Consider the following 20,873-nt stretch of genomic DNA (forward strand, 5'->3'; position numbering starts at 1 on the left):
TTTTTAAATATTTTTTTCACAAAGTACATATATTATGAAACAGATGTTTTTGGAATGATTTCTTTAAAAAATGTAAACAGAATTCTAGTTATACACAAATTGCTAACCATACAAATAACATGTATACCGAATAAAATGAATAAACTTTTAAAAACTATATTAATTACATTTAATATTATAACACTTGGAGTTGCTATATATTGGTTAATAACAGAAAAAAGCCCTGAACCTCTTATTGTGATGATTAGTCAAATTTTAGTTCTAATTACTCTAATTTTTGAATCAAAAATATCAAATATTGGTATTTCAAAAGTATCAAAATCAAAAGTTGATATAGATGTTAAGTCTACTGACAATAGTAATATTAATATTTCAGATATTAAGGATGATTCAGAAATTAAAGTAAGGAGAAGATAAATGGGTAATTTTTTGAGAAATTTATTTATAGGTGACAAAATTGAAGTAAAAAATATAAATCAACAATCTAAAGTTGAGATTACTAAAATTGAAAATGTAAATATTAATTCAAGTGAAGATTTTCAGAAACTACTTTTTCAAAATAAAGTTGAAAAAACAGATTTAACTCAAAAGGATATTCAAATACTTATTGGAAATATTGAAAATGAAAAAGATATAATCCAAAGGGAAATTTTTAAATCAAATAAAAATCAAAACAAATTATTAAGTTCTTTTATAGGAAAAACAGTTCTGGATGATACATTGGAAAAATGTATTTCAACTGAAAATAAAATAATTTTATTAGGAAATCCAGGACTAGGGAAAACTACTGAATTAAAAAAATTAGCAATAAATTTAATAAATGATAAAGATAATGAGTTGATTCCTGTTTATAGGAATTTAAAAAATTTTACATCAAGCGATCATATCGAATCATCTGTATTATTCAAAAATTGGGAATCATATAAAAATCTGATATTTATTTTCGATGGAATTGATGAAATTCAAAATATTCAAGACTTCAATTCAAAACTTGAAACGTTCATTTATTATTTAGACACTAACGAAATTGAGTTTAAATTCATTTTGAGTTGTCGAACAAATGTTTATGAAAGCTTAATTAAAAACATTTCAGATTTCAAGGTTTACTATTTAAGAGATCTATATTACAATGAAAGTATAAAGTTATTAAAGCTAAAATGTGGAAGTAGTATTATCGATAAACTTTCATTTGATAATACATTTATAGAATTTTTAAAAAATCCTTTTCAAGTAAATATATTAGCTGACTATATAAAAGAAAATCAGAAATTACCATTCAATTCCTCTGAATTATGGGAGAATTATATAAACATAAGATTAAAACATGATGACAATCATAAATTAATAAAGAAAAGTTTAAATATTCCACTTATTAAAAGGCTTTCAATAAAAACTTCTTTAATAAATGAATTAATGCAAAGAAATACAATTTCAAATGAAGAATTATTTGAGATTGCAAATTCTAATTCTTTAGACTTTAAAAACTTTAAAAACAACCCTTTAATTGATAAAAACAAGGAAACAGAAGAATATTTTTTTGAACATAGAAATATTCAAGAGTATTTTGCAGCAAAAGCTATTTCAGAAAGAAGTATAAATGAAATATTAAATTTCATACAAATTGAAGATTTGGGTAAAACACACCCTTCTCTTTTTAATACTATTACTTTTCTTATTAATTTACTAGATAATAATTCAGATACATACAAAGGATTGGTTAATTGGTTAATTGAAAATGAACTTGAATTATTATTTAAAGCAGATTATAATAGAATCGATTTAGAAATAAAAATTAAAGTTTTTCAAACTTATTTTAAAAATGAGTGTGTCGAAAAAACTTTATGGATTAATACAAATAGAACATTTGAAATAAAAGAAATAGCACAATTTGGTAATTGTTTCGAAAATTACAAATTCTTATTTAATATAGTTTCCAACAGTACTGATTATCATATAAGAGCTACAATTTCTGCAATAAGTCTTCTTTCTTTTTTTAATATCCCTGAAGATTCTTTATCTGATTTAAAAAAGTTATTATTTGAAAAATTAAATGACGAAAATTTACACATTTCTATAAAATCTGAAATATTATATTTAATTAAAAATCAAAATATAACTAATGAAGACGAAACGTATTTAGAATCCATTTTTAAGCTTTTTAAAAACGAAACTCACAAAGATCTAAACTACAAACTATTACTTTTATTAAGTGAAAATGACAATATTGATTCGTTCTATGTTTATTTAAAAGAAGAATTTTTAAGAGCACATAAAATTAAAGAGAGGCTTATACCTGATGAAACTATTAGAGGAAATCAAATCCTCACGAATGAATTAATTTTAAAATTAACATCTGCAGACAATTTTTTAGAGGTTGCTAAATATTTTTTTAATAATAGTTCTACTATTTATAAAAGTGATGATTATTTACAAAAAGTTATTTCAAAAATGTCAGGTTTTATTAGACAAGAACCTCAATTTATTTATAATATTTTTGACAACGTAATTGATAAAAATGATTATAATCTCCATAATGAATTATTATCAATTTTAATAATTGAAAGTGACACTATTAAAACAGCAATAATTCACTTAATAAATAATCATGAATTTGAAAAAGTAGATTATTTTATAGCAGAAATAATTACAGAAACAGAAATAATTACTTTAGTAAATATATTAATTGAAAAAGATATTTCAGATGATAAAATTGAGCGTTTCAGAAATTTTATTATCAATCTAAACAATAGAAAATTAGGTGTAAAATTTGAAAAATTAATAAAACGAAAAGGAATTAAATTTAAAGAACCTGCATTCACAGAAAGAGAAATAAAAAGAATCAAAAAGAAATATGAAAAAGGACTTCAAGATAATTTGAATATTCTTTTTAAGAAAAGAAGATTATTAAAAAGAATAAAGAAGGTATTTAGAAAAAATGGTCCAGAAATTAGAAAAAAAGAATTTTACAAAATTTCACAAAATTGGTACAAAGAAAATGGTCATGGAAATATAATTGAGACATCTTTAAATCTTGTTCAAACTCTTTTATATGAATATCCAAATGAATCAATTTCATATGACATTATAAAAAAAAATCTTGAGAATGATTACTTAATTTTTAATAAAATCAGAGATGTTATAACTAAATATGAAAAGGATGAAAGATCATTTAAAGTTTCAAAAAGGCAAGTAAATATTATTGAAAAATGGTGTTTATTAAAGTGTTCACAAATTGACTTTGATAATATTGTCATAATTTCCAAACCAAACACATTTCATTATGGTCAAAATTATAAATTAATTGACTTAATCTTTTTCTTTCAAAAAAAGTTTAAATTTAGTTTTCCTCAAAATTTCCTCGTCAACTATATACAATACTATGAATTTGACAGAAGTTATGAAGTCGATGAAAGTTTTTTAAGATTCAAAGAATTAATTAATAATGAAACATTATTTAATAATAAAATAATTCATAACATTAATAATGAAAAATTAACAAGTTTTGCTCTTTCCAAACATATCGATTACGCTTTAAATAATAATTTAGAAGCTACTTTCCCAAAAATAAGAAGTTTATTCATTAGCTCTGATTCAACTTCTAATGATATTAGAAAAATCAAAAAATACATTGAACTAACTGGTGATCAAATATTATTACTTGATTGTTGTAAAGCTTTTAAAAAATATAAATTTTGGTCAATAATTAGTATAATGATTGAAAAGAACTTATATATAGAATTTTGTAGAAAATCGGCTATTGACTATTTAAAAACTGGAAAAGAATTACATCGTCATGAAGCAATAAATATATTATTCGAGCTTAATGACCATAGTGTTATTGATTTTTTAATTGAATTATTAGAAAAGAAAAATGTACCATCATTAATGAGAACTAAATACTTAAATTACAACGTAATTAAAAATTTTGATAATTTAGAAAAACTTATCAAATTAATATTTAATAATAATTTTGATGATATCGAATCTGGTATATACAGAGAATTTTTAATTAATTATATCGCAAATATTTCTACTTCTAAAGAAAAGTTTAATAATGTAAAATCAATACTTGACAAAAGAAAAGAAGAATTAGAAGAAAATAATGAAGATTTGTATTCTATCAATTCAATGATCGATAAATGTAAAAATAGTTATCTAAATTCAAATTCAAGACCTTATAAATTTAAAGATGCTCTTATAGAAACAGAAAAACTGCTATCTTGACCTTCATCATGATAAAACATATTTTGTAGGGAAAATTAAAAATATTTCAGAGAATGATGTAGAATTAGAATTGTTGAATGAAAATGCTCAATGGGTTAGAACTGAAAAAATAAATATTGATAAAATAACTTATATAGGTTTTGCATCAAGCTATGAAAAAAGTTTACTTGATAGAATATAAAATTCCTCACTTAGCGAATTTCTATAATAAAAAATCAGTTTTTGTATAAGACATTATTACGTTTAAAGTCTTATGAAAAATTTTATTTCAGCTAAAACACACCCCTAGCCCCTCTCAAGAGGGGAGCTTGACAATCTTGGTACAAATTTTTGATTTTTTCTCAACTTTTTAAAACCTCAGATTAAGAAAAAAATTTCATTTAAAAACTCCTCTATATTTGATTTATTTCCATCAAAATAGTAGTTTTAGCCAAAATTAAGGTTTCGTTAAAGAAAAAATTGAAAAAATTTTGTACCAAACAGAATAACAATTGAAAATGAATTAATACACCTTTTTAAACATATAATTAATGAAAAATAAAGAAATTATATTATTACTAGCTTCTATCTTATTATTGAGCTGTAATTCTGATAGAAATAATCTTGAAATAATACAAAAATTAGAAAAAGAAAGAGACTCCTTAAAAACAATTATTGACACATTAAACACAAAATATATTTTTGATAATGCTTCTATTAGATTAATTGTAGATAAAGACTCCATAGAAAAAATTGGAAGTGAATACAAAGGGGAGTTTGTATTTGTTGGATACAACGAAAAATCTATAGTAAAATTCCATACTGGTAAAAAAGATTCGCTTTTGAAATTAAACGATAATGGAGGTTATGACTTTAAAGGAAAAGTTGAAAATCCTGATAAAATTAAGTTGATGTTGGAATTTCATCATTATAAAAAGGATATTGGTCAATATTTTGGAGCTAGTGTAGTTTCTTTTGAAAAAATAAATATCGATAAATAAAAACAACCTACAACAATAGAAACTAAAACCTTATTGTCATAATATTTAAAAATCACTGTTTGATAATTTTAAAACTCTACAATATTTAAATTTTTACATTCTCAAGATTTAATGAAAATTCCAATTAGCATCATAAATACAAAAAAATAATTAAGCGCGATTTACAAAATAGCACTAGAAAGAGAATTTTACATTTTACCTTTGGCATTAAATCAAAAAATAAAACTAAGTGAATCCAAAAATATTTAAACCAAACAGTGATTTAGCAAACTTTGTGAAATGTTTTTGGACATTGGAAAGTTCTATAGAAGAAACTCCTAAAAGAAACACAATTGTTCCAGATGGAACCATGAAAATGATTTTTCATTATGGCGATTTATATTGGCATCATCCTGAAAATGGAAACAGCTTTTTACAACCAAGAAGTTTTTTAATCGGTCAATTAACTAAACCTTATGTTGTTGAACCTACTGGAAAAACAGGAACTTTTATCATTAGATTTCATCCAAATGGATTTTTACCTTTTACAAATATTCCTTTAAAAGAAATGGAAAATAAACCTATCCCTTTAAAAGAATTGTTTAGTGAAAAAGGAGTAAAATTAGAGCAAGAAATTTTAGATGCCCAAACTACAAGTCAACGAATAAATATTGCGGAAACTTTTTTACTTGAATTATTAAAAAGTAAAGAAGTAAAAGATCGAATTATAAGTTCTACGATAGAAATTATTTCAAAGCACAAAGGACAACTTACTGTTAATGAACTTTCAAAACAAGTTAATTCAAATCGTAGAATGTTAGCTCGTAAGTTTTCATCGGATGTTGGATTAAGTCCAAAACAACTCTCAAAGATTGTAAGATTACAAAATTCACTAAAATCATTATTACAAAAAGAAAAAACATCATTGACTAATTTGGCTTACGAAAATGAATATTTTGACCAAGCTCATTTTATCAAAGACTTTAAAGAATTTACAGGAATTACACCAAAAGAATTTTACGGAGAAGATTTAAAAATGTCTTTAATTTTTGATTCTAAAAAATAGCGCTGTCCCATTTTTACAATTTTAGATACAGGTCAAACTTCAACTTTGTATAAATTTAAATTTTATCAAAATGAATACTATAAATCCTGTTTGTTGGTTTGACATTAATGTATCCAACTTAGAACGAGCTAAGAAATTTTATGAAATTGTTTTTGACATAAAGCTAACTGATTTACCTATTGAATGGGGAAAACAATCTACATTTCCTTTTGAAAACAATGGAACGAATGCAACAGGAGCTCTTGTTGAAAAAGAAAACTATGTTGCTCATGAAAATAATACTGTAGTGTATTTTACTTCTAATGATTGTATTACTGAGGAAAATAGAGTGGAAAAAGCAGGTGGAAAAATTATTAAGTTCAAAGCACCAATTGGAGAATTTGGATTTGTATCTATTTTACAAGATACAGAAGGAAATACAATTGGACTGCATTCAAAAGAGTAAACTAATGCGCAAAAGCGATTTAAGTGGAAACTTGAATTGCTTTTGTGTTTAATTAAGATTTTTGAATTTACAAAAAAACGTTAAATCTGAAAATTCTGTTTTTAAAAATTAATTTCTCTTCTATATTTGCGCATCTATTGCTCTGAAATTCTATTTTCAAACAAAATATTTTGATGTAGATATTGATGAAAAAAATTGCGTTATAAATTTTAGAATTTGAAATATTAAAAAGAAAAAGATGAAAAAAACACGAAAAATATTAATTGTTATTTTAACTTTAATAATATTAACAACAGTCTATTTTGTTTTGGATAGATATCTATTTAATCCAAACATAAAAGGAATTAGTATAATTGATCTTAAGGATATTTTATCATTTATAATAGCTCCATTATTATTTGCTCTTTTAATCTTACAATTGTTAATCAACAATCGCAAAAAAATAATCCAGAACGATCTTCATGATAAACAAGTTCTTTAAATCTTTCTTTTTTCGAATTGTTTTTTCCATTTATAAATCTGAAACAAATGAATTACGGAAAACAACAATCCAGAAATTATCAGTGGTATTGCTGGTTTTAAAATTCCATAAATAATATAGGAAATACAAGAGACGATATGCCATAAACGAAATGAAAGCATCTTTTTTTTCGAAATGGCATATAATCCTGTTGCGATTGCTAAATAGGCAAAACTATCAATCATCAAGCAAACTTTTATACATAATATAGGTATCTACAAAACCAAATTCTGGATGCTTAAATCCTTTTGGAGTTGTACCTATAATTTCAAAACCATACTTTTTCCAAACTGCAACAGCAACTTTGTTTGTACTTACCACAATATTAAACTGCATCGCTATAAATCCGATTTCTTTTGCCAAAGCCAAAGAATGTTCACAAAGCTTCTTCCCGATTCCTTTTCCTTGTGCTTCCGGATGCACGATATAACCCGCATTTGCAATATGACTTCCTAAATCTATTTGATTTGGTTTAACAAAATAAGAACCTAAAATTTCTTCATTTTCTTCATAAACATAGGTATACATATAAGTTGCAAACCAATGTTTTTGCAAATCTTCTTTGGGTGTATTTTTATAGAAAACATGTGTATCTTCTGTTTGAATTACTGCATGAAATATTTTCCATACAGCATTTAAATCTTCTAAAGTTGCCTTTCTAATCATCTTGTAAATTCTTTAAAACTCTTTGTTTGTAATTCATTTTGGAAATCTGATTTTCTATTTCGTCCAATTGTTCTAAAATAGTTTCGTTTCCTTCCAAAATTTCCATAATCGATTTTCGTCCTGCCTCCCACACTTTCTCCAATTTTGGCAAATTCTCCTTTGCCTTGGCAGAAAGCTGTAATAATTGTTTTCTACTATCCGTTGCGTCTTTGGTAGAAATCAAATATTCTTTTTGCTTCATTTTGTTGATGATTTTAATCACCGCAGGTTGCGAAATCTGAAAAGCATCTGCAATTTCTGTCATGGTTAAAGTGTCTTTTTCTTTAAACATCATAAAAATCAAATGCCAATTCGGATCAATATCCAATTCTAATTCTTTATACAAATCTTTTGCATTATAAAGCATATTATCACTGATTCGCTTTAATCTTGCTGTAAATGCCAAATACTTTAATTCTCTGAAAATATCGTTTTCCATTTTTAATTTACTTAACTAGTTATGCAAATATATAAAATTTTAGGTAACTGGTTATGTTTTTTAAACTTTTTAAAATAATAAGTAATTATATTTATTTGTCACAGAACTAATTCAAAAAATTTTCTATACATCATAAATAAATTACACTAATTATTTAAAAGAGATTCATTCCTTCTATTTACTGCACTACATTTTGAGTTATATTTTTTAACTTCTTTTAAATAGTTTTCTATATCATTTCTATTTTCCAATAAAATTTGCTTATAATTATTTGGATTAAATCTATTAATTGGCATCTGACTTGCAATAATAATTGAATCAAAGATAAAGTCGAATTGCTCTTTCTCTATTTCCATTCCTTTTAATTTTAATGCATTAATTATATAAGCTTTTACAACTGATGCTGCATTAATTATTCTAATAACAGGATGTGGATGACTATTTTTTCTTAAATAAAATTCTTGGTTAATATTAAAAAAACTTTGTATATACATCATAATTGAAGATATACAAAGTTTTGTCATAAAAATATAATTTTCAATCGTATTATCTAAATTATTCTCAACATAATTCATTACATGATTTGCCAAACATAGAGAACTATATTCATCTGCATCAATTTCTAAAAAATGATTCCTTAGATTAAATTCTTTTTTAATATCTTCTTGATAATTTATATTAAAATTCCTTTTCTCTTCTTTTTTACATGAAAATTGAATTAAATGACCTAATTCATGATAAAAAGTAAAATGAATACAAAATTGATATAAAATCATATTTAGATTTGTATCTAAATTTTTAATAAAAGAAGTTGGTATTAATTCTTCATTAATTTTGAAGGTTTTATTACGGACATTAATAATTAAATGCATTATTAACCCTGAATTTATACCCAAAAAAAATACTTTTTCATTTTTACCCGCAATTGCATTTACAGAAATATCATTTTTAAAAAAAAGAAAAAAGGGTTCAAAATCATAATATTTGTTTTCAATAATTAAAGCTTTTGAATAATATGTAAATAATTCTAAAAACTCTGGTTCATTTGGGACTCCATCAATAAAGTAAATATCTTCTTCTCTAAAAAGTGATTCTTGAAGTAATTTATTAATATGATTTTTATAATTTTCAAACATATTTTTATTTGTTTTTAATCTAAACGAGATTGTAACTCATAAGATAAATTTTGTGTATTCAATAATTCATTTCTCCAATCAGATAAGAATTTATGAGAAACATTTTCAACTTCATTAATTTTATTTATTATCTTTTCAATCTCTTGTATTTCAATTGGTATAATTCCATGAGCAATATTCCTTCTAATTTCATTACATTCATCTATCCAATTAGAATTACCATTTATAAATTCCCAATTTTCACAATCTCCCCATACTTTTTTAAAACATTCCCAAATGTGACAAATAGTACCTCTTCCCGAACAATTCTCTCTATAAGGGTTATATTTATTAGAAACTGTTTCTATTGAATTCCAAAATGCTAAAAATTTATCTATTGGATCTTGTGTACATTTTGCTTTTCTAAACCAACTCAAAGCTCTTAAATATGTTTTATGATCAGTTAAATGTAATTTTCTATACTCTTTAAAAGCATCATTAAAAATATTTTTATCTACCTTCCTTCTGACAGAATTTTGTATTTTTCTAGAAACAAAATAATTTCCATCAATATTTAAACTTATTGGTATATTTAATTTTAAAACTAAAACATCTAACATCCTACTAATAAATAGAACAGCTGCTTTTTCAGCTAAATCAGAATTATTTGCAAATGCAGTCAAAGTTATCTTAAAACCATTTTGATTATTCCTTATTTTAATTTTACTATAAAATGGTTCATTATGTTCCAATTCTTTTCTTATATCAAAACTAATTGGAGAATCAATTGTGATAGATCCTATAATAAATAAATCTACTTCCCAAATAGGAATACCTTCATGATATATCATAATTTTAAAATTTTCAACAAAATTAACACTATATTTTTAACAATTTTTACGACTTTCCGTAAAATCAAAAAAATAATTCTATTTTTTTTCAAAAAACCAACTATTTACTTAAACAACTTTCTCCCCTCCCAACATTCTGTTAAAAATCCACCTTCCCTCCTACAATTCGATTATTTTCTTAAATTTGGTAGCTTCACAACAAAAACAATTAACATTTATTACTCAAGAATGAAAAAAATCATCTTTTTGACACTCTTTTTGTTTGCAAGTCTGTTGCATGCTCAAGAGTATTTCCCCACAAATCACGGAGTAAAAAACTCCGATAATTCAAAAATCGCAATTACTGGCGCTACAATATATGTATCTTCTCAACAAGTAATTAAAAACGGAACGTTGGTTTTTGAAAAAGGAAAAATTATTGCTGTAGGAAAAAATATTTCTATTCCGAAAGACAGCAAAATTGTAGACTTAAAAGGAAAATATATTTATCCTTCTTTTATTGATATGTATTCGGATTTTGGTGTGAAAGCTCCGAAAAATGAGCACAAACATGGTAGAGCACCACAATATGATTCGCACAAAAACGGATTTTATTGGAACGAACATATAAAACCAGAAACAAATAGTGTAGATTTTTTCTTTTTTAATTCTAAAAATGCGGATGAGTTAATCAAACTTGGATTCGGAACCGTAAATTCACATTATAAAGACGGAATTGCAAGAGGAACTTCTTTTGTTACAACTTTAAATCAAGATGCAAAAAACAACGAAAGACTTCTTTCGGACAAAGCTGCACAGCATTTTTCTTTTAAAAGAAGTGTAAATTCAAAACAGGAATATCCTTCTTCGCAAATGGGAGCAATTGCTTTGCTTCGTCAGATGAATCATGATGCGGATTGGTTTGGAAAACAAAACGAAGAAGTTGCTGATTTTTCTTTAAAAGCTTTTATCGAAAATAAAGAATTACCTAAGGTTTTTGAAGTAAAAAACAAATTAGAAATTTTTAGAGCAAACAAAATTGCCAACGAATTTGGTGAAACTTACATCATCAAAGGAGCTGGAGATGAATATGAAAGAATTTCGGAAATTAAAGATTTAAACACAACGTTTATCATTCCAATTAATTTCCCAAAAGCTTATGATGTTAGCGATTTAAAAGTGCAACAAATTGTAAACTTAGAAGATTTAAAAACTTGGAATCAAGCGCCAAATAATTTAAATGTTTTAGAGAAAAATAAAATCAATTTCGCGCTTACAACGGCTGATTTAAAATCAAAAGCAGATTTCCACAAGAATCTTCGCAAAGCAATTTCTTATGGTTTAAGTAAAGAAAAAGCTTTAGCAGCATTGACAACAGTTCCTGCGCAGTTATTAAACTTAGAAAATGAAATCGGAACGTTGAAAAAAGGAGCTTTGGCTAATTTTTTAATCACAGACGGAGATATTTTTGAAGAAAGAACAATCATTTATGAAAACTGGATTCAAGGAAAGCAAAATGTAATCAAAGACATCACAAAAGAAGATGTTCGTGGAACGTATGCTTTTCAGATTGGAAAGAAAAAATATACTGCTGAAATTGCTGGAACAAAAGAAAAACCTTCTGCGAAAATAATGCAAGGTTCTAAGAAAGTGAAAGCAACTACGAAAATGGTAAACGATTGGTTATACATCAATTTTAAACCAAATAAGAAAGAAGAAGTTGCAGTTAAAGTTTATTTTGGAAATGCAAAAGAGCCAATGGCAAATTATATTTCAAAAAATGAAACATTTGCTTTAAACTTTAAGAAAACAAAAGAGCATAAAAACAAGGATAAAAAGAAAAAAGCAAAGAAAAATCCAGAATTAGTTGCAGTTTCTTATCCAAATATGGCTTATGGGTTTGAGGAAAAACCAGAGCAAAATGATTTTATCATCAGAAATGCAACAGTTTGGACAAATGAAAAAGACGGAATTTTAGAAAACACAGATGTTTACATTAAAAATGGAAAAATTTCGAAAGTTGGAAAGAATTTAAAAGCTTCTGGAGCAAAAATCATTGATGGAACTGGAAAACACTTAACAACTGGAATTATTGATGAGCATTCGCATATTGCAATTTCAAATGGTGTAAACGAATCTGGACATAATAGCACAGCGGAAGTTGCGATTCATTCGGTTGTAAATTCGGATGATGTAAATATTTATAGAAACTTAGCTGGTGGAGTTACAACTGCACAATTATTACACGGTTCTGCAAATCCGATTGGTGGACAATCTGCGATTATTAAATTGAAATGGGGAGAAACTCCAGATCAAATGATTGTAGAAAATCAACCAAAGTTTATCAAATTTGCTTTAGGAGAAAATGTGAAGCAAACAAACTGGGGAGAGAAATATTCAGTTCGTTTCCCACAAACAAGAATGGGTGTTGAGCAAGTTTATATCGATTATTTCCAAAGAGCAAAAGAATATGACTTTAAGAAAAAGAATAATATTCCTGTGCGCCATGATATTGAATTAGAAACTTTAGCAGAAATTATCAATAGCGAGCGTTTTATTTCTTGTCACTCTTATGTGCAGTCCGAAATTACAATGTTAATGCGTGTTGCAGAGCAATTTGATTTTAAAATCAACACTTTCACACATATTTTAGAAGGATATAAAGTTGCAGATAAAATGAAAGAACACGGAGTTGGAGGTTCTACATTTGCAGATTGGTGGGCTTATAAATATGAAGTAAATGATGCAATTCCTTATAATGGAGCTTTAATGCATAACGAAGGAGTTATTGTTGCTTTTAATTCGGATGATGCGGAAATGTCAAGAAGATTGAATCAAGAAGCAGCAAAAGCAGTAAAATATGGTAATGTTTCTCAAGAAGATGCTTGGAAATTTGTGACTTTAAACCCTGCAAAACTTTTACATTTAGATGCTAAATTAGGAAGTATCAAAGCTGGAAAAGATGCAGATATCGTACTTTGGAGTCATAATCCTTTATCTACCTATGCGAAAGCAGAAAAAACGTTTATCGAAGGAGTTCTTTATTTTGATATGGAAAGAGATCAAGAATTAAGAGAAGAAATTCAGAAAGAAAAGAAACAAATCATCCAGCAAATGTTGGATGCAAAAGGTAAAGGAGAAGAAACACAAAAGCCTGTACAAAAGAAAAAAACATTGTATCACTGTAATTCAGAAGAACACTAAGATGAAGATGCTAAAATTAAAAATGATTTGTTTGATACTTTTTCTTAGTATCAATTCTATATATGCACAACAAACTCCTGCTCCGAAGCAATCAGAAACGATTTTGATTACTGGTGCAACTGCACATTTAGGAAATGGAAAAGTAATTGAAAATAGCGCTATTGGATTTCAAGATGGGAAATTTACGTTTGTAGATGAACTTTCAAAAGCAAATCCGAATGATTTTCAAAAAGTAATTGATGCAAAAGGACATCATGTGTATCCTGGATTTATTTCGCCAAATTCTACTTTAGGTTTGGTTGAAATTGATGCTGTTTCTGCAAGTGATGATGAAAGAGAAGTTGGAGCAATTAATCCACATATTCGTAGTATTATCGCTTATAATACAGAATCTAGAGTAACGGAAACTGTTCGTCCAAACGGAGTTTTAATTGCACAAGTAACTCCAAGAGGTGGATTGATTTCTGGAACTTCTTCAATTGTTCAGTTAGATGCTTGGAATTATGAAGATGCGATTATCACAGAAAATGATGGAATTCATGTAAACTGGGGAAAATCTTATGCGAATAAGAAAAATAAAATTGAACCTTCTTCGGCTTATAAAAAAAATAAGAAAAAATTAAAAGATTTCTTTACAAAAGCGAAAGATTATAAAAAGAATTCGAAAGAAAGAAATTTGGTTTATGAAGCTGTACAACCAATTTTAGAAGGAAAAGCAAAGTTATTTATTCATGTACATGGTGCAGAAGAAATGACAGAAGCAATTGATTTCTTCGAGAATTTTGGTGTAAAAGATATGGTAATTGTTGGTGGATATGAAACTTATAAGGTCGCTCCTCTTTTAAAAGAGAAAAATATTCCTGTGCTTTTATATCGTGTGCATTCGCTTCCAATGTCGGAAGATGATGCCATTGATTTACCTTTTGAATTGCCAAAGAAATTATTGGATGCTGGAGTTTTAGTTGGTTTTGAAAATAGTGGAGATATGGAACGTATGCAAACACGTAATTTACCTTTCTACGCTGGAACTGCAATTAATTATGGTGTTCCTTATGAAGAAGCTTTAAAAATGTTGACTTCTAATACTGCGAAAATTCTTGGAATTGAAAAAGAAGTTGGAAGCATTGAAGTTGGAAAAAATGCTACTTTATTCATCTCAAAAGGAGATGCTCTAGATATTATCGGAAATGATATTTATAAAGCGTTTATCGATGGTCGTGATATTAGTTTAGAATCACATCATACGCAGCTTTATAAGAAGTTTCAGAAGAAATTGGGACAGGAATAGACTTGTTATTTCTTTCTAAGAAACCTCGATATTTAAATATAATATCGAGGTTTTTTGTTTATTTTTGAATCCAATTCTATGTATATTATCAATACAATTAATAATTATGAAAAAGATCTTATTTTTTACCATTTTATTTCTTCAATCTCTATTTATTTTTTCTCAAAAAAATGATACAATTCAAAGGACGTATTATAACATTAAAGATTTAAAAGAAAAAGTTAAAGAAAATAAAATTGAAGAATTAAAATATGCAAATAAAAACTTTAATTATGAAGTTATTATTCCAAAATGGTTAACCTTAAAAGAAACAGGAGATTCTAATATTATTGGTGGGATTATGCCTAAAGTTGATGGTGAAGTTAAAGGAATTTATAATGCTGTCTCAATACAAGAGTTTTCAAAATCTAGTTTTAAATCTTTTGAAGAATTTAAGCACACTTATTCTACAGGAAATAGTTTTGGACAAAAAACATTATTTAGTGATTCTCATATATGGTATGGGCAAAAAGATATCATTGAGATTGATAATGGAATCAAACAAAAAGTTTTTATTTTTTGGCAAAATAATATTTACCATCATCAATTTGTTCTGCTTAAAACAAAAACGGCATATCTTTTTATTCAATTTGTTGCTACTCCAAAAACTTATGATATAAACATTGGAAAATTTGAAGAATTTTTAAAAGGGCTTACAATTTATAAATAAGTTTTTTAATTATTATTCAAATTTAATTATTCTTTGGTTGTGATATTAGTTTAGACTCACATCATATATAGCTTTATAAGAAGTTTCAGAAGAAATCAGGACAGAAATAGTTTTTGGTATAAATAATTTAAAAAATAGCTCAAAGTGAAAAAAACTTTGAGCTATTTTTTTCATACTCATTTTAATATTTTTATTCTATTGAATCTTCTTCATAAGGAGGAGAAGGCATAGACCAATCAGAAGTATTTGAACTAATTAAACTTTTAGTATCTACATTTATTTCCTCAATATTTCTATCAACAAAAATTAATGATGGAATATCTTTATTAAGAATTGAATCATTTCTAAACCCAAAAAAACAAAGAGAATTTTCTTTAATATCACTATTTGGAATTAAAAAATAATTAGGAATCTCATTTGATTCAGTATTATTAAACCAATTATTACAATTTCTTTTCCATAATTGAATCTGATTAATAGCATTAGAAGCATCAATATCAGGTTCTTTTAATCCAGAATTAGAATAAACTTTATTTAAATGATTTATATTTTTAAAATTTGCATCCACAACATATTCATCAATTTCTACAATAACTTTTTTTACATATATTGTAAATTTCTCATTACTTTCTTTTAACTCATAAGCTCTAAAACTCTTATCATTTAATTCAAAAATAATAACAATTTTATCATTTAAAACACCTAATTCTCCCTTTATAAAATCTCCTTCAATTTTTAAATCTTTTATAGTATCTATAAAAAATAATCCATTTTGTAACTCATTTAAAATGTTTGGATATGTAAAAATGTTTCCTTTGATATCTTGCCATGTTTTCGTAATAGCATTTTTTGTTTCAACATTTAAGTCGACTTCTTCTTTTTTTATATTCATAATAATAATTTTTTATACAATACTAAATATTATATCATTATTTAACAATTAAAATAAATTATTTAACTTTTTTTAACATTTTTTTACACCTTTATCTGTCAAAAAATCATTTTAATTGAAATTTCAACAATTTTGATTTTTCATATAACTAGCTATTCTTCATTTTTAAATAAATTAGATGGAAATCCTTATTTTTGCGAAGAACCAAAACTCCAAAAATGAAGTTTCAGATCAATAATTCTTTTACGGACACATTACCAAGTGATTCGATTGTAGAAAATACCAGACGACAAGTACGTCAGGCCTGTTATTCTTTTGTGGAACCAACAAAAACGAAAGCTCCACTCCTATTACACCATTCTAAAGAAGTAGCGGAATTATTGGGAATTTCAGAAAAGGAAACACAGTCAGAAGAATTCTTGAATATATTTACAGGAAATGCGCTTATCTCAGAATCAAAACCTTATGCAATGTGCTATGGAGGACATCAGTTTGGGCATTGGGCAGGACAATTGGGAGACGGAAGAGCAATTAATTTGGCAGAAGTAGAACACAAAAATAAACGCTGGACATTACAATTAAAAGGTGCTGGAGCAACTCCATATTCTAGAACTGCAGATGGTCTTGCAGTGTTGAGATCTTCTATTCGAGAGTATTTGTGTAGCGAAGCGATGTTTCATTTAGGAGTTCCAACTACTAGAGCTTTGTCTTTGGCATTGTCAGGAGATGAAGTTTTGAGAGATATGTTTTACAACGGCAATGCAGCTTATGAAAAAGGTGCAATTGTGTGTCGTGTAGCTCCTTCTTTTTTACGATTTGGAAGTTATGAGATTTTTGCTTCTAGAGGAGAAACTGAAACTTTAAAGAAATTGGTGGATTATACCATTAAAGAGTTTTATCCACAACTTTCTTGTGATAAGGAAGGTTATATTCAATTATTAAAAGAAGTAAGTACGAAAACATTGGACATGGTGATTCATTGGCAGCGTGTTGGTTTTGTACACGGTGTAATGAACACAGATAATATGTCGATTCTTGGTTTGACAATTGATTATGGTCCTTATGGTTGGTTGGAACCTTTTGAGAGAGGCTGGACACCAAATACTACCGATGCAGAACATAAACGTTATCAATTTGGAGATCAGGCTCAGATTACACTTTGGAATTTGGTAAAATTGGCAAATGCTTTATATCCGCTGATTGAAGATGCTGCACCTTTGGAGGAAATATTAAATGCTTATCAAGAGCAATTCTTTGAAAAATATATTCAGATGATGAATGCGAAATTAGGTCTAGAAAAAACGCTAGAAAATGATTTTACTTTCATCCAACAATTAGAAAATCTCTTAGAACTGACAGAAACAGATATGACTATTTTCTTTAGACGTTTGAGTGACATTTCTAAAAATCAAAACATTGAAGAAGATAATTCTGATGAATTTTTAGTGACTTTTAAAGATGCTTTTTATAAACCAGAAGAACTTAAAGGAGATATTTTAACTGCTTGGAAAGATTGGTTTGGAATGTATTTAAACCGATTAGAAAAAGAGACTTTAACAGACAAAGAACGAAAAGAAAAAATGGATGCTGTTAATCCTAAATATGTGTTGCGAAACTATATGGCACAATTAGCCATCGAAGCAGCAGACAAAGGAGATTATAGCATCATAAACGAATTAGCTGAACTTCTAAAAAAACCTTACGACACACAAAAAAGTGCGGAAAAGTGGTTTGCAAAACGTCCAGAATGGGCAAGAGTAAAACCTGGCTGTTCGATGCTTTCTTGTAGTTCTTAATATTGTGTGGCTTCGAGAACCTCAACCACCGTGTGATATTTCGGAGATCGAGGCTCTCGAAATCGGATTATCCTTGGAAACGCAATGTGTGACTTCGACTTCGCTCAGTCACCAATTGATATCTTATTATTTTTATTTATAAAACAGAAAAAATTGATATTCGAATACCAAAATATAGATTTACCTGTAAAAGAAGTAATTCCTGAGATTCAGCAGAAATTACAGAATTCTAATACTTTAATTGTGAAAGCGCCTCCTGGAGCTGGAAAAAGTACTTTGCTGCCATTGGCTTTATTAAACGAACCTTGGTTGGAAGGCAAGAAAATATTGATGCTGGAACCGAGAAGATTGGCTGCGAAAACGATTGCAAATCGTATGGCGGATTTATTGGGAGAAAAAGCTGGAGAAACTGTTGGATATCGAATTCGATTTGAAAGTAAGGTTGGGCCAAATACTAAAATTGAAGTATTGACAGAAGGAATCTTAACTCGAATGATTCATGAAGATAATGCTTTAGAAAATGTAGGAATAGTCATTTTTGATGAATTTCATGAGCGAAGTATTCATGCAGATGTTGCAATGGCACTTTGTAGAGAATCACAAGCAATTTTGAGAGAAGATTTGAGAGTTTTAGTAATGTCTGCAACGATGGATATGCCTGAACTTTCGAAGATGTTGAACTCTCCGATTGTGGAAAGTAAAGGTCGACAATATCCTGTGGATATTCATTATACAGGAGAAAGTGATATGCGACTTTTACCTGAACTTACTTCAAAAGTGATTAAAGATGCTATAAAAAATCATGAAGGAGATATTTTAGTTTTTCTTCCAGGACAAGGAGAAATCAAAAAATGTGAGGAGATTTTAAAACAAAGTTTGAAAGGTATCATGATTCATCCTTTGTATGGACAACTTCCTGCAAAGAAACAATTCGCTGCGATTATTCCAAATAAAAATGGAAAAAGAAAAGTAGTTTTAGCTACGAATATTGCAGAAACAAGTTTGACGATTCAAGGAATAAAAGTAGTGATTGATTCTGGTTTTGAACGAACAGCCAAATTTAATCCAAATACAGGATTATCACGTTTGGAAACGATACAAATAGCAAAAGATTCGGCAGATCAACGAGCTGGAAGAGCTGGAAGATTGAGTGCAGGAACTTGTTATCGAATGTGGTCTATTGCAACACAATCTAGATTGGATGAGCAAAGAAAACCAGAAATTGAAGATGTAGATTTGACGTCTTTAGTTTTGGATATGGCACAGTGGGGAATTGTAAATGCAGAAGATTTATCTTGGGTTACTCCTCCGCCAAAAGGTCATATTGCACAAGCTTCGGAACTTCTACATGAATTAGAAGCTTTGGAGCAGGATAAAATTACAGAACATGGAAAAGAATTACATCGTTTGCCGACGCATCCTCGAATTGCGCATATGTTGATTAAGGCAAAAGAAAACAAACAACTTGCTTTAGCAACGGACATCGCTCCACTTTTGGAAGAAAAAGATCCACTTTCGACAGAAATTGGAATTAATATCAATCTGAGAATTGAAGCTTTGAGACGATTTAGAAGTGAAAAAGTTGGCGGAAAGCGGTTAGCTCGTATAGAAAAAATTGCAGCACAATATCGAAAAATGCTTAACATTCCTGTTGATAATTCTACATTTGATGATTATGAAACTGGAATTTTATTGGCTTATGCTTATCCAGAAAGAATTGCCTGTGCGAGACCTGGAAATAATGCACAATTTCAAATGGCGAATGGAAAATCTGCAACCGCAGGACATCGAGATGATTTAGCACATGAATCTTGGTTAGCAATTGCACATGTAAACGACCGACATGGTGTTGGAAAAATATTTATGGCTTCTCCTTTAAACCCAAGAGATTTGATGCCTTTAGTTAAAACAAAAGAAATCATTACTTGGAATACAAAAAAAGGAGGATTAATCGCTACGGAAGATTTACGAATTGGAAGTATTGTCTTGAAAAGTACGGCAATTGCAGATGCTGATGAAGATTTGGTTTTAAAAGCAATTACAAATGTAATTAAAAAAGAAGGAGCACATTTATTAGATTGGACTGAAGAAGTAGAACAATGGAAAAATAAGGTTTTATCTTTAAGAAAATGGAATCCAGAAGCTGGTTTTCCAGATGTGAGCATGAAAACTTTATTGGAAACAAATGGAAAATGGTTAGCTCCGTATTTGAGAGATATTAATAAACCCGAAGATTTAAAGAAAATTAATCTAAAAGAGGTTTTAGAATATAGTTTAGAACCAGAATTACAGTCGAAAATAAAAACACTTACTCCAAGTAAAATTGAAGTTCCAAGTGGTTCTTTTATCAAAATAAAATATCAAGCAAATGGTAGTGAACCTGTTTTAGCTGTTCGTTTGCAAGAATGTTTTGGAATGCAAGAAACGCCTACTGTAAACAATGGAAAAATAAATGTTTTGATGCATTTACTTTCTCCAGGTTTTAAAATTGTACAGATTACTTCAGATATTAAAAGTTTTTGGGATAATGCTTATTTTGAGGTTCGAAAAGATTTAAGAATGCGCTATAAAAAACATTTTTGGCCAGAAAAACCTTGGGAAGAAGAAGCGATTAAAGGAAGTATGAAGCGTAGGGAGAGGAAGTAAATTGGAAATAAATTTAATCTTATATTGATATTTAA

General features: G+C 27.6%; 16 protein-coding genes. 10 read left to right on the top strand and 6 right to left on the bottom strand.

Going from position 1 to position 20,873, the window contains the following annotated elements; genetic code table 11:
• Window positions 1–135 precede the first annotated feature (135 nt).
• The 5 genes from I1A51_RS13365 (at window position 136) to I1A51_RS13385 (ending at window position 6,694) form a co-directional block, all read left to right on the top strand.
• On the top strand, window positions 136–417 hold the full coding sequence (locus I1A51_RS13365; protein WP_196894729.1) for a hypothetical protein: 282 nt from the start codon (window positions 136–138) through the stop codon (window positions 415–417).
• A 12-nt stretch (window positions 418–429) separates the two neighbouring features.
• Window positions 430–4,224, top strand: coding sequence for an NACHT domain-containing protein (locus tag I1A51_RS13370; RefSeq protein WP_196894731.1), 3,795 nt, complete (start codon window positions 430–432; stop codon window positions 4,222–4,224).
• A gap of 530 nt (window positions 4,225–4,754) precedes the next feature.
• On the top strand, window positions 4,755–5,204 hold the full coding sequence (locus I1A51_RS13375; RefSeq protein ID WP_196894733.1) for a hypothetical protein: 450 nt from the start codon (window positions 4,755–4,757) through the stop codon (window positions 5,202–5,204).
• Window positions 5,205–5,433: 229 nt separating this feature from the next.
• A complete protein-coding gene (locus I1A51_RS17745) occupies window positions 5,434–6,249 on the top strand; it encodes a DUF6597 domain-containing transcriptional factor (RefSeq protein ID WP_196894734.1) in 816 nt (271 codons plus the stop codon).
• Between the two features lie 70 nt (window positions 6,250–6,319).
• Window positions 6,320–6,694 (top strand): VOC family protein, encoded by a 375-nt coding sequence (locus I1A51_RS13385; RefSeq protein WP_196894736.1) that lies wholly within the window; start codon window positions 6,320–6,322, stop codon window positions 6,692–6,694.
• A 477-nt stretch (window positions 6,695–7,171) separates the two neighbouring features.
• Here I1A51_RS13385 and I1A51_RS13390 read toward each other — a convergent pair whose 3' ends face one another.
• From I1A51_RS13390 to I1A51_RS13410, 5 genes are all read right to left on the bottom strand, one after another.
• A complete protein-coding gene (locus I1A51_RS13390) occupies window positions 7,172–7,399 on the bottom strand; it encodes a YgjV family protein (protein ID WP_196894738.1) in 228 nt (75 codons plus the stop codon).
• Window positions 7,392–7,880 (bottom strand): GNAT family N-acetyltransferase, encoded by a 489-nt coding sequence (locus I1A51_RS13395; protein WP_196894740.1) that lies wholly within the window; start codon window positions 7,878–7,880, stop codon window positions 7,392–7,394. The genes I1A51_RS13390 and I1A51_RS13395 overlap by 8 nt, the downstream gene beginning before the upstream one ends.
• A complete protein-coding gene (locus tag I1A51_RS13400; protein WP_196894742.1) occupies window positions 7,873–8,358 on the bottom strand; it encodes a MarR family winged helix-turn-helix transcriptional regulator in 486 nt (161 codons plus the stop codon). The genes I1A51_RS13395 and I1A51_RS13400 overlap by 8 nt, the downstream gene beginning before the upstream one ends.
• Window positions 8,359–8,504: 146 nt before the next feature.
• Entirely contained in the window at window positions 8,505–9,494 is a 990-nt protein-coding gene (locus tag I1A51_RS13405; RefSeq protein WP_196894744.1) for a hypothetical protein, read from the bottom strand.
• A gap of 14 nt (window positions 9,495–9,508) precedes the next feature.
• Window positions 9,509–10,324 (bottom strand): methylamine utilization protein MauJ, encoded by an 816-nt coding sequence (locus I1A51_RS13410; RefSeq protein WP_196894746.1) that lies wholly within the window; start codon window positions 10,322–10,324, stop codon window positions 9,509–9,511.
• Between the two features lie 228 nt (window positions 10,325–10,552).
• Between I1A51_RS13410 and I1A51_RS13415 the strand changes: the two genes are divergently transcribed.
• From I1A51_RS13415 to I1A51_RS13425, 3 genes are all read left to right on the top strand, one after another.
• Complete coding sequence (locus tag I1A51_RS13415; protein WP_196894748.1) at window positions 10,553–13,507, top strand: amidohydrolase family protein; 2,955 nt, start codon at window positions 10,553–10,555, stop codon at window positions 13,505–13,507.
• 1 nt (window position 13,508) lies between these two features.
• Window positions 13,509–14,795 carry an amidohydrolase family protein gene (locus tag I1A51_RS13420; protein WP_196894755.1) on the top strand — a complete coding sequence of 429 codons (1,287 nt, stop codon included), beginning with the start codon at window positions 13,509–13,511 and terminating at the stop codon, window positions 14,793–14,795.
• 106 nt (window positions 14,796–14,901) lie between these two features.
• A complete protein-coding gene (locus tag I1A51_RS13425; protein ID WP_196894757.1) occupies window positions 14,902–15,504 on the top strand; it encodes a hypothetical protein in 603 nt (200 codons plus the stop codon).
• A gap of 190 nt (window positions 15,505–15,694) precedes the next feature.
• On the opposite strand, the gene I1A51_RS13430 is transcribed toward I1A51_RS13425, so the two are convergent.
• Window positions 15,695–16,396, bottom strand: coding sequence for a hypothetical protein (locus I1A51_RS13430; protein ID WP_196894759.1), 702 nt, complete (start codon window positions 16,394–16,396; stop codon window positions 15,695–15,697).
• A gap of 218 nt (window positions 16,397–16,614) precedes the next feature.
• On the opposite strand from I1A51_RS13430, the gene I1A51_RS13435 reads away from it, so the two are divergent.
• Both I1A51_RS13435 and hrpB read left to right on the top strand, forming a co-directional pair.
• A complete protein-coding gene (locus I1A51_RS13435) occupies window positions 16,615–18,192 on the top strand; it encodes a protein adenylyltransferase SelO (protein ID WP_196894761.1) in 1,578 nt (525 codons plus the stop codon).
• Between the two features lie 153 nt (window positions 18,193–18,345).
• On the top strand, window positions 18,346–20,838 hold the full coding sequence (gene hrpB, locus I1A51_RS13440) for an ATP-dependent helicase HrpB (protein WP_196894763.1): 2,493 nt from the start codon (window positions 18,346–18,348) through the stop codon (window positions 20,836–20,838).
• Window positions 20,839–20,873 lie beyond the last annotated feature (35 nt).

The sequence above is a fragment of the Aureivirga marina genome (genome assembly GCF_015767265.1).
In the GTDB taxonomy this organism is placed as follows: Bacteria; Bacteroidota; Bacteroidia; order Flavobacteriales; family Flavobacteriaceae; genus Aureivirga; species Aureivirga marina.